Here is a 10,766-nt window from a genome sequence, read left to right as displayed (position 1 = left end):
CAGTACAACCAGTACAACCAGTACAACCAGTACAACCAGTACAACCAGTACAACCAGTACAACCAGTACAACCAGTACAACCAGTACAACCGCATATTGCGCAAGAAAAGATTCAGTCTAAACCACAATTAATACTTGGATCTCAAACTATTCAAACTCCTGATGCTGGAGTTGGATCTTCTGTTGCTACCATACAAAAGCCGGGATTTAGCCAGGTTGAAGGCATTGAATATGTGGATAGTGAGTATCTGGAAAATAAAGAATTTAATTTGGAAGGCAAAAAACGTTTCTATAGCATGCCCGAAGGAGTCGTGGATAAAAATATCGGAACTACTCGGATCCAGACAATTGAACGTGAAAAAGGGGTGGGACAATCTGTATTAAAATCCTTGTTTCAAACGCCAGAAGTAGATTCCGGTCCTGTAGTACTGGCTCAAAGTTATTATCGTATTTCACAGCCGGAGACCATCGAGAGCTTGGGCGAGCAGTGTTTTAATGATAAGAAAATTAAAAAAGCGAAAGAAATCAGCCATAAAAAAGCAGTTAACCTCTGGCCACGTGCGCCTCTTAAAGCAGACGAATTTGATTTTGAAGTGGTAAAGCTTCAATCCGATATCCAGAATATTCAGATTAACTCTTATGCCTCTAGCCAGAAAAATCCAACGTATTATTGGCCTTTTGTTGTATTTTTAGACAGTCGTGGCTGTGTGCTTGAAGGGGCGGGTGGTTTTAAAAATCAGGAAGGACAGGCGAATATTATTCAACATGAGCGTATCGAAGGGATTCTCCAGATTCCTGCTCAAAGTGAATATATATTATTGACGCCTTTGGCCTCAGCAATAGATGTTGAAGACAAGATGCTGACAAATCATGGACAACTAAAATTAGTCGCCATTCGATAAGGACTATTCGAGTACAAAAAGATGAAAAATAAAATATTATTTCCATTTGCTTTAACCACACTTTTAACGGCACTGAGTGGGTGTGGTGGGGAAAGTGCCAATGTCATTCCAGAAAAAAATGATGAAGCCACGACCAATGGTACTTGTACCCCAGGTACAACTAACTGTGTGGAATGGGGGCTGGAATATCCGCTCGATGGTTTGAACTTTAACTGTAGTAGCGATACAGAAAATACCTTTATTACGTTATTTGATAGTAAAAACGGGGTTGCTTCTGGAACCTGTCAAAAGACGGATAATATTGAGTTTTATATTCAAAGTTTTGCTTCACGCAAGATTAATTTAGGTCAAATTAAACTTAGCGATTATGCCAGTTTTAGTGCCCAGACCCAGCTGCCGCGTTTAAGTGTAATCGATATTGCAACTGGGATTGCTCGACGTCCGGTAGGTGATTTGGTGCCTAATGATCCTACCGTTCAGGTGGCCATGCGTCTGGTTAAAATTCTGCAAGCTTTGGCGTTAGAAGAAGGGCGTATTATTAATCCATCTGATGTACAACCTTTGTATATTACTGAAGAGATGCGTAAAGACCTGGCGAAAACCAGTGAGAATATCAATCTGATGGATGCCGATTTGGCGACCAAAATTAAAGATTTTGTTGATATCAGCACAATTTCGGATGAGGTGGCTTTTGCCACCGTTAAAAAACTGGTGACGATTGCTAACGCAGCCGTGTATCAGCCAGAATTTTCATTATTCTCAACTTCAGGCGTAATTGGTAGTAACCTGACGGGTTCAGATGGACTGGTGGGCTGTAATAAAAGCCCTTGTGATATTAATAATAAGAATACTAAATATTTATTTGGCCATTTTATGCTAATTACCGATCGCCAGGGCTATACCTTTGGCAGCGGCTTACAATGGCGTGATAATGAGTTAACTCTGGCTAAAGAAAATTTATCTTCCTTAGGGGGGATTAATGCTCAACTCATCCGTAAGGTGAAACCGGTACAAATGACCGCTGATCCACAAAGTTCATGGATTCATCCAACCAGTAAAACCATTAACACGCCTTACCGCCTGAATGTCGCAAATAATGCGACTCCGCTTGAGTTGTATCAAGGCAGATTATTGAATGATTATGTGATCGCGGGTAAAGAAGCTTTCTATAAGGTGGTGACTGACAAAAAATCGCTGGATACTTCCGATCAAGCCAACTTGGGGTTGTGGCGTTTGCAGGCTGATGGTGAAAACTATACGGGAAGCATTGATCTATATAAGATTTTCCCGATTAGTTATCTGGATCGTCAGGTCTTTAAAACAGCGCAGAACGTGGCAGATAAGGAGAAATATATCTTCCCAATGTATGCCAATCTGGAATTTAAATTTACAGATACCACTGTCAGCCCAATTACTTTAGGAATTGTAATTGACAGTAATGGTGATGTACGCACCAATATGCAATCCTCTAGTAGTTTTGCGACTGATCCGGTGAATGGCTGTAAGGGTGATGTGTTGGCAGATACGCTCTTAGATCATCAAGGCATACAACAATATCGCCTCGGGACTTTGGGACGTGCATTTGTGGCTGATAAAGCGGTTTCCATGCGCCTGATTTTGGCCAATGAAAAGTTTGGTAATATCAATGGCGCATTGGTAGGGGTAGACTCACGTATCCAGTCTTCACCGGATTCTAGGGATACGATTGTGATCGGTGGTGCACTGCTTAATTTGTCTAATGTGTTGGATACTAATGTTGGCCAGAATGGGCGTGTAACTTTCCTGAATTCGGCAGGGGATGGGGTACAATGGGCCAATACCTATGCGAGTTTTCAAAAAGTTTATAATAATAACAATGAGGGTGAAACACCGGCAGATATTAGCCTGGCAAAATTAAATGGTGGTTCGGTTGAGTTTAAACTCGCGGATTGCTATCAAGTCAAAGCTAAATAATATTCCTTAAAAATAAAAAAAATCCCATCTTAGTATGGGATTTTTTATACAGATTAGATTTAACCCGTGTGGTCTAGACGTGTGCCTAAGGTTTCCAGATGCATTGGGAAAGTGTTGCTTTTACGATCTTCAAAATAATGTCTGAGGGTGTGTTCTACACTCGGGAAGGCAAGTTCAGTCCAGGGAATATCTACTTCATCAAATAAACGTGTTTCGATGGTCTCTTCACCCGCACCAAATTTTCCATCAATCAGATTGGCTTTAAATAGCACATAAATCTGACCAATACGCGGAATGTTATACATACAGTACAGCTGTTCAATGTCTACTTCAGCTTCGGCTTCTTCGCGGGTTTCCCGGGCAGCCCCTTGCTCCATGGTTTCAAACAGTTCCATATAGCCGGCAGGTAACGTCCATAAGCCGTAGCGCGGTTCAATGGCACGACGGCACAACAGTACTTTGTTTTCGAATAAGACTAAAGCGCCACAAATCACTTTCGGATTAATGTAATGAATAGAGCCGCATGAATCACATACGCTGCGAATTTGCTGATCGCCCAAAGGAATTTTAGCAGTGGTTTTATGTCCACAATTCACACAGAAGTTCATATTCATCATCAATGATAAAAGTAAGCTCAGGATAACTGAAAAAGCAAAATTTGGCATCATTTCTCTCCCGCCCCGACTAAAATCAGCTATGATGAAATTATGATCATCGTCAGGGCTGAGAGAATGGATGCATGTGAATTGACACAAAGGTTGCAGCAACGCTTACGTTTTTCCAAGCGTATCCGATCTGCGCATGCTGCCGTGTTGATTGCAATTACAGATGAAGCTGACCCGAAAGTATTGCTGACGCGCCGTTCAGCTTATTTGAATAATCATGCCGGAGAAGTCTCATTTCCGGGTGGTAAGCGCGATCCGCAAGATACCAGTAATATTGTGGTGGCTCTAAGAGAAGCCTATGAGGAAACGGCACTCAATCCTTTTGATGTACATTTAATGGGTGACTTACCCATGCAAAAAGCCCGCAATGGCATGCTGGTCAAACCGATTGTGGGATTGATTCCTCCGCAAGTGAAGCTGATTCCACAACCGACGGAAATCGACCGGATTTTCTTTGCCTCATTGCAGCATTTGCTTGAAGTGACGCCTACGCCTTATGAAGTTCGCTTTGCCCAGCAATCTTTATATTTTCCGAGTATGCGGGTAGAAAATGAAGTGGTTTGGGGCTTGACCGCACGTATGCTGATTTCTTTATTTCAATATGGGCTGGATTATAAAAAAGACTGGCCATTCTTGCTTAATTCTCCAACGTTTAAACGCTCCAAATTTTTTTAACCATTGAACAGGATTTTATCAATGTTGTACAAATTTCAGGGACATATACCCACCGCTACACATCAGCCCTGGGATGGCTGGATAGCACCAACGGCAACAGTAATTGGACAAGTTGAGCTTGGACGACAAGTCAGTGTCTGGTTCGGTGCCGTAGTACGTGCAGATAATAGTAAAATCAAATTAGGTGATTTTAGCAATGTGCAGGAAAATGCAGTACTGCATACGGATGCCGGTATCGAGATGAATATTGGCAATTATGTGACAATTGGGCATCAGGCTATGCTGCATGGCTGTACCATTGGAGATAACAGCCTGATCGGGATTCAGGCCGTCATTCTGAACAATGCCGTGATTGGGAAGAATTGTATTATTGGTGCCAATGCCTTGATTCCGGAAGGCAAGATCATTCCAGACAATTCCGTGGTGATGGGCTCACCCGGTAAAGTGGTGAAAACGCTGGATGATGACAGTATTCAAAAATTAACAATGAGCGCCATGCATTATGCCGAGCATTTTCAGAAATTTCAGGATTTGGAAGAAGTGCAACTCTAAGGTACTCTTTTAATGAGTGAATCATAAGCCTAGATTTTCTAGGCATTTTTGTATCTGTTTCGGGAAAATCTCGCGTAGCGGATATGAGTGGAGTATCATATCCGCGTTTTTTATATTCTCTGAATTAAGGTTGTGCATGAAAGTGCTGGCATTGGAGACTGCCAATGAGCAGTGTTCCGTTTCTGTAATCGATGATACTCAAGAACTATTTTTTCAGCTTGATGCGCGCGCCAAGGCACAAACGCAAACGATTCTCCCGATGATTGAACAAGGTCTGCAAGATCTTGGGCTGGCCATTGCTGATTTGACCGCGATTGCCTTTAGTCGTGGTCCAGGTTCTTTTAGCGGTGTGCGTATTAATGCTGCTGTGACTCAGGCCTTGGCTTGGTCCAATGATGTGCCGGTGATTCCGGTGTCGACTTTGCAGGCTTTGGCACAGGCGGCTTATCGTCTGCACGGTCTGACTGAAGTGTCTGCAGTATTGGATGCCCGTATGAGTGAAGTCTATATCGCGAGCTATCAACTGGATGCCCAAGGAATTATGCAACCGGTCGATGATGAGCAACTGTTAAGTTATGCAGAAGGTAGCCAAGCTGTGCGCTTTACCCCGGTTGGCTCAGGTGCTGAACTGGTACAAAGCGAAACTTCAATTTATAAAGATGTGCATGCGACCGCACAGGATATCGCCAGCATTGCACGTGCAGCGGCACAAGCAGAAAACTGGGTCAGTGCAGAATTGGCATTACCCGTATATTTACGCGATAACGCGTGGAAAAAAATTCCAGAACAAGGTAAAGCATAATTAATTAGGATAAAGCATGGATCTTTTACTGCTACTCAAAGCGGCCATCATGGGTATTATCGAAGGCATTACCGAGTTTTTGCCTATTTCCAGTACCGGCCATTTGATTTTGGCATCAGAATTAATGAATTTCTGGACCAAGGAAAAGAGTGATGTATTTGTCATCGCGATCCAGATGGGGGCAATTGCTGCCGTTATTTATGAATATTGGGCACGTCTTTGGGGTGCAGCGACCGGGATTGTCAGCGGTGAACCGCAAGGTCGCCGTTTAGGCATTGGCCTGATTCTGGCTTCTATTCCGATTATATTGATTGGTCTGACTTTGGGACAAACTGTCAAACAATTACTGTTTAATGATATTGCCATCGCCATTGGTTTGATCGTCGGTGGTTTGATCATTATCTGGATTGAAAAGAATCCACCACAAGTCCGTGTGCATGAAGTTGAAGAACTCAGCATTAGAGATGCGATCTGGATTGGCCTGATTCAGGTTTTATCCTTGATACCGGGGACTTCCCGTTCAGGCGCAACCATTATCGGTGCGATGTTCTTGGGTGTGTCCCGTAAAGCAGCGACTGAATTCTCATTTTTTCTGGGTATTCCGGTGATTATTGGTGCTGGCCTGCTAGATCTTTATCAAAGCTATGATGTCTTAAATACCACTGAAGACTGGACCGTGATTGGGGTTGGGCTTCTGGTTTCCTTTATCTCGGCATTGATATTAATCCGTGCGCTGGTCGCTTATGTGGCCAAACGCGACTTTATGATCTTTGCCTGGTATCGTATTGCTTCGGGTCTGCTGATTTTATTATTTGCCTATACGGGTTGGAAACTATGGTAAGCGCGATTCGCTTATATGCCGAATCTGACGATCAAGAGAAAGCACAGCACTTTGAGGCTGTGCTTTCTTCTCGTGGGGTACAGGTCGAGATTGAAACTGTTGAAAAACTCAATGCACGTTTTTTCCGTTTAAATCCTGAACTGGCCCTTTGTGTTGATGCTGACGGACTCTGGTTATGTGCCAACGGCATGAAGATGCAACCGGACTGGCAAGCGGAAACCGGACGCTTAAAACGCGCATCTTTAAAGTCGGAAATGATTGCACGCGCCTGTAATTTAAGTGAAAAACCAAGCTTAGTGGATGCGACTGCGGGTCTGGGACATGATAGTCTGTTGATGGCACATTTAGGTGCGCAAGTGACCTTGGTTGAGCGGCATCCGATTCTATTTACCTTGCTTGAAGATAGCCATACACGTTCCCAGTCGGATGCATTCCTGAGTCAGGTCGTATCACGGATTCATTTGGTTTTTTCTGATTCAGCCGATTATTTAAAACAGCAGGCCGAGCAGCAGCAGATTGTTGATGTGGTTTATCTTGATCCAATGTTCCCACAGCGGGATCAAAATCAGCAGGCAGTCAAAAAGCAGGCACAGGTCAAAAAACAGATGCAGCTGTTGCATATGTTATTACCTGAAAATGGTGAAATGGATCTGGGCGATAACCTTTTAGAACTGGCGCAGAAAATTGGCAAACGTGTTGTGGTCAAACGTCCGCGTCTGGCGGTATTTTTAGCCGGAAAAGAGCCAAATCATCAATGGCAAGGCGATGCTTGTCGCTTTGATGCGTATTTTCAGCATGAACTTGTCGCTGAATAGGATAATGGCTTCTTTATTAAGCAAAGATTTGTTATATATTTAAAATTAGCATTGATTAAATGCTTATCAAGCATAAACTTATTCAGCACATTAGCGAGCCACTCATCTCCTTGAAATCCTATGATCGACTTTAAACCCTCCATTAATTTTTGGCACGATTTTAAGAGCAACCAAATTGCCGGGATGTGGTTATTTCTGGGGTCGAGGCGTTCTTTACAACTGGTCCGTCCATCCATCATGCAACTGGTGTTCTGGGGGATCTTGGGTGGCTGCGCCAACAGTTTGTTTAGCTGGCTCAGTTCAGGCCGTATGGGAGATTTTAACTCTCAAGGTCTGATCAGTTATGCGCTTTGGCCTTTCATTGCCCTGATTGTCGGTATTTTTCTGTCACAGCGGGTCAATAATCCACGCTTGATGCTGGTGCCAGCCTTGTTATGGTTGGTGTTAGATACCCATATCATGCTGTTCCAGTGTCTGATTCAGTATCTGGGTGATCTGGATTATCTGCCTTATATCCTTTACGACTATATTCCAACGCTCTTTGTCATGCTGTTTGTCTGGCAAAGTCTGGCAGTGGTCTGGGTGATTTCACGTGAATTAAAATGGCCGTGGTGGGAACGTGCGCTGATTATGCTGGCGACTTTGTTTACGCTAGTAGTTTGGCAGATTTCAGTCAAAGATCAGCCGATCTGGAAAGTCGAAGAAATTCCACCGAGTTTTGCCGAAGATGCTTTCTATGCCCAGCCAACTTTGCTGAATAAAGCGCTGGAAAATATCGAGTATGGTGAATTTGCACAGTCACACTGGTATTTCATGGGAGTAGCTGGAGCGAGCTATCAGGATGTATTCCATTCTGAAGTTGAGCGGATTAAAGAGCAGTTTGATACCCGTTTTGGTACTTTTGGCCGATCGATTGCCTTGGTCAATCACCCAGCGACACGTACCACTATGCCGATTGCTTCCAAAACCAGTATGGAGCTGACATTGCGCCGTATGGGGCAGCAGATGAACCGTGAAAGTGACGTATTATTTTTATATATGACCTCTCACGGTTTGCCGAATGTATTTGAAATGGAAAATGCCCCACTGGATCTGGCGCAGGTTGATCCAAAATGGTTGCGTGAAACACTAGATGCATCAGGCATACGTTGGCGCGTGATCGTAATCTCGGCCTGTTTTTCAGGCAGTTTTGCTTCTGCTTTACAGAATGACAATACCTTGGTGATTACGGCTTCGGCAGCTGACCGTCAGTCTTTTGGCTGTTCGAATGAAGCGGATTATACCTATTTTGGTCGTGCGTTCTTTGATGAAGCCATGCGTGAAAATAGCAGCTTGCAAAGCGCTTTCGCACAGGCCACAGATACCGTAGCAAAATGGGAATCAGCTCAAGGTTTTGAGCCATCAGAACCGCAATGGGTGATTGGTAAGAATATGGAATTGATGTTGCCACAACTGGAGCAACGTTTATTTCCACAGACTAGTACGGCAACACCATCTCCCTAGATCAATGTCATCCACAGACCGGTTGTAATAATAAGGAATAGCCATGGAACTTATACAGAACAATAGAAGCTTTGAAGGTGAACAGCGGATTTATCGTTTTGATTCACGCTATCTTAAAACACCGACTAAATTTGGCATTTTTCTGCCGCCTCAAGCTTTAGAAGGTCACAGCTGTCCGGCATTATTCTATCTGGCAGGTTTGACCTGTACCGAAGAAACCTTTGCCATCAAGGCGCATGCACAGCGTTTGGCGGCGCAACTTGGCTTGATTCTGATTACACCAGATACCTCACCACGTGGTGAAAGCGTGGCAGAAGGCGACAACTGGGATATCGGTCAGGGTGCAGGTTTTTATATTAATGCCACTCAGGCACCATGGGCTGAACATTATCAGATGGAAAGCTTTATTGTCGATGAGCTTTATGCACTGGTCACTGAGGAGTTCGTGATTCATCCCGGCAAGATCGGCATCTTCGGCCACTCTATGGGCGGTCATGGCGCATTGACCTTGGCATATAAATATCCAGAAAAATTTAAATCTGTTTCAGCCTTTGCACCGATTTGTGCACCGAGTCAGTGTCCTTGGGGTGACAAGGCATTCTCGAATTATCTGGGTACTGAGAAAGAGGAATGGCTGAAACATGATGCGACCGCTTTGGTTCAAGAAAAGGGCGCATTATTTAGCGATATCCTGATTGATCAGGGTTTTTCGGACCAGTTCTATAACCAGCTCAATCCAGCCCTGTTTCAGCAAGCTTGTGATGCCGTGAACCAGCCGCTGACTTTGCGTGAACATCAGGGCTATGATCATGGCTATTACTTTATTCAAAGTTTCGTAGATGATCATTTGCAATTCCATGCCGTGCAGTTAAATCCTTAAAGTAGGACTGCAGATATGTAGCAAAGCCAAAAAAATTAAAAACCTCCAAAATGTTTTTACATTCTGGGGGTTTTTCTTTTAATATCAGATGTATAAAAGTATAAAAAATTGGGATCGTCATGCAGCAGACGGTATTCGTGTTAGTGAGCCATTATTTCCGGCTGCTTCAAGTTTTTCGACTGAAGCCACGCTTTCAGTCTGCCCTAAATATCAGCGTTATGGATTCAGATTTCATGGCAGTGCATCCGAATATTTTGGTATCTGGATGGTGAATCTGATGCTGACCATTGTGACATTGACCTTGTACAGCCCTTGGGTCAAGGCACGCCGTATGCGTTATTTCTACGGCAATACCCAATTTTTAAACCATCGCTTCGATTTTGTGGCCATGCCGAGCCGGATCCTGCTGGGTCGTCTGTTTGCACTGGAACTGTATCTGGTCACCGTTGTACTGACCAACTATTCAATCCTTGCCACCAGTTCTTTATTGATGGTCGCTGCGCTGTGTTTGCCCTGGCTCATTCGGATGACGCTGAAATTCAAGGCTAGAAATAGCAAATATGGCAATGTGCGTTTTTATTTTAATGGCAGCAACCGTGAGGCTTATAGGGTCTTATTTCTGGCCATCCTGATCAATATCTTTACTTTGCTGCTGTTTAGTCCGGTGATGATCTGGCTCTATAAACGCTATTGCTTTAATCATTTATCGATTGGTCAGCTGCAATTCAAGCTGAATATTAACTGGTCCAAATTTATGTCTGCCGTTTATCTGCCCTTTGGTCTTTGCCTGCTGGTTGGTATTGGCTGGCTTGCAGCAGTAGTGTACTGGGTGGACCGGATTGGAACCAATTTGTTTAGTCTGGGTTTACTGCTTAGCTATCTGCTTTGTCTGGCGCTGGTCTGGCCGATTATTTCTGCACGTTTATACATCATTACCTGGAATCATGTGGAGCTTGGTCAAAGTTACTTTAAAACACGGGTCACGACATGGCGTTATAGCTGGATTGTGCTGAGCAACTGGATGATACGTGTTCTTAGTCTGGGCTTAATGACACCTTGGGCTGTCATCCGTTTATATGAATATCAGTAGACTTCCGTCATAAATCAAAAAACGTACAATTTATTTGATCTTAAATTAATCAGCAAAATTATTTAATTCAAGAGATAATCCTTGGATG

At 43.6% G+C, this 10,766-nt stretch carries 11 protein-coding genes; 10 read left to right on the top strand and 1 reads right to left on the bottom strand.

Annotated elements, in window-relative coordinates; all coding sequences use genetic code 11:
* The coding region (filE, locus tag NI469_RS14885) for a putative pilus assembly protein FilE (RefSeq protein WP_253175621.1) at positions 1 to 902 on the top strand (902 nt) is incomplete at its 5' end.
* Positions 903 to 923: 21 nt separating this feature from the next.
* Entirely contained in the window at positions 924 to 2,855 is a 1,932-nt protein-coding gene (gene filF, locus NI469_RS14880; RefSeq protein WP_253175620.1) for a putative pilus system protein FilF, read from the top strand.
* Positions 2,856 to 2,914: 59 nt separating this feature from the next.
* On the opposite strand, the gene NI469_RS14875 is transcribed toward filF, so the two are convergent.
* Positions 2,915 to 3,463, bottom strand: coding sequence for an NUDIX hydrolase (locus NI469_RS14875; RefSeq protein ID WP_253175623.1), 549 nt, complete (start codon positions 3,461 to 3,463; stop codon positions 2,915 to 2,917).
* 123 nt (positions 3,464 to 3,586) lie between these two features.
* Between NI469_RS14875 and NI469_RS14870 the strand changes: the two genes are divergently transcribed.
* From NI469_RS14870 to NI469_RS14835, 8 genes are all read left to right on the top strand, one after another.
* Complete coding sequence (locus NI469_RS14870; protein WP_004279164.1) at positions 3,587 to 4,195, top strand: NUDIX hydrolase; 609 nt, start codon at positions 3,587 to 3,589, stop codon at positions 4,193 to 4,195.
* A 24-nt stretch (positions 4,196 to 4,219) separates the two neighbouring features.
* Positions 4,220 to 4,747 carry a gamma carbonic anhydrase family protein gene (locus tag NI469_RS14865; RefSeq protein WP_253175622.1) on the top strand — a complete coding sequence of 176 codons (528 nt, stop codon included), beginning with the start codon at positions 4,220 to 4,222 and terminating at the stop codon, positions 4,745 to 4,747.
* Positions 4,748 to 4,883: 136 nt separating this feature from the next.
* On the top strand, positions 4,884 to 5,549 hold the full coding sequence (gene tsaB / locus NI469_RS14860) for a tRNA (adenosine(37)-N6)-threonylcarbamoyltransferase complex dimerization subunit type 1 TsaB (RefSeq protein ID WP_004646042.1): 666 nt from the start codon (positions 4,884 to 4,886) through the stop codon (positions 5,547 to 5,549).
* 16 nt (positions 5,550 to 5,565) lie between these two features.
* A complete protein-coding gene (locus NI469_RS14855; RefSeq protein ID WP_004279167.1) occupies positions 5,566 to 6,390 on the top strand; it encodes an undecaprenyl-diphosphate phosphatase in 825 nt (274 codons plus the stop codon).
* The gene (locus NI469_RS14850; RefSeq protein ID WP_253175619.1) at positions 6,384 to 7,205 is read left to right on the top strand and encodes a class I SAM-dependent methyltransferase; all 822 of its coding nucleotides are present in this window, start codon (positions 6,384 to 6,386) and stop codon (positions 7,203 to 7,205) included. Before NI469_RS14855 ends, NI469_RS14850 begins: the two co-directional genes overlap by 7 nt.
* 120 nt (positions 7,206 to 7,325) lie before the next feature.
* Positions 7,326 to 8,708, top strand: a complete 1,383-nt coding sequence (locus tag NI469_RS14845; protein WP_004646044.1) for a C13 family peptidase — start codon at positions 7,326 to 7,328, stop codon at positions 8,706 to 8,708.
* A 43-nt stretch (positions 8,709 to 8,751) separates the two neighbouring features.
* The gene (gene fghA, locus NI469_RS14840) at positions 8,752 to 9,588 is read left to right on the top strand and encodes an S-formylglutathione hydrolase (protein WP_253175618.1); all 837 of its coding nucleotides are present in this window, start codon (positions 8,752 to 8,754) and stop codon (positions 9,586 to 9,588) included.
* 88 nt (positions 9,589 to 9,676) lie between these two features.
* The gene (locus NI469_RS14835; RefSeq protein ID WP_253175617.1) at positions 9,677 to 10,678 is read left to right on the top strand and encodes a YjgN family protein; all 1,002 of its coding nucleotides are present in this window, start codon (positions 9,677 to 9,679) and stop codon (positions 10,676 to 10,678) included.
* Positions 10,679 to 10,766 lie beyond the last annotated feature (88 nt).

Origin of the sequence: Acinetobacter lwoffii, from assembly GCF_024129735.1 — a bacterium.
GTDB classification, from domain to species: Bacteria; Pseudomonadota; Gammaproteobacteria; order Pseudomonadales; family Moraxellaceae; genus Acinetobacter; species Acinetobacter lwoffii_H.
The sequence above is the reverse complement of the archived record's forward strand: the minus strand, read 5'-3'. Positions and strand labels throughout refer to the sequence as shown.

Coding starts and splice junctions, on each gene's coding strand:
- filF (WP_253175620.1), top strand. CDS start 924: ATGAAAAATAAAATATTATTTCCATTTGCTTTAACCACACTTTTAACG.
- NI469_RS14875 (WP_253175623.1), bottom strand. CDS start 3,463: ATGAACTTCTGTGTGAATTGTGGACATAAAACCACTGCTAAAATTCCT.
- NI469_RS14870 (WP_004279164.1), top strand. CDS start 3,587: ATGGATGCATGTGAATTGACACAAAGGTTGCAGCAACGCTTACGTTTT.
- tsaB (WP_004646042.1), top strand. CDS start 4,884: ATGAAAGTGCTGGCATTGGAGACTGCCAATGAGCAGTGTTCCGTTTCT.
- NI469_RS14855 (WP_004279167.1), top strand. CDS start 5,566: ATGGATCTTTTACTGCTACTCAAAGCGGCCATCATGGGTATTATCGAA.
- NI469_RS14850 (WP_253175619.1), top strand. CDS start 6,384: ATGGTAAGCGCGATTCGCTTATATGCCGAATCTGACGATCAAGAGAAA.
- NI469_RS14845 (WP_004646044.1), top strand. CDS start 7,326: ATGATCGACTTTAAACCCTCCATTAATTTTTGGCACGATTTTAAGAGC.
- fghA (WP_253175618.1), top strand. CDS start 8,752: ATGGAACTTATACAGAACAATAGAAGCTTTGAAGGTGAACAGCGGATT.
- NI469_RS14835 (WP_253175617.1), top strand. CDS start 9,677: ATGTATAAAAGTATAAAAAATTGGGATCGTCATGCAGCAGACGGTATT.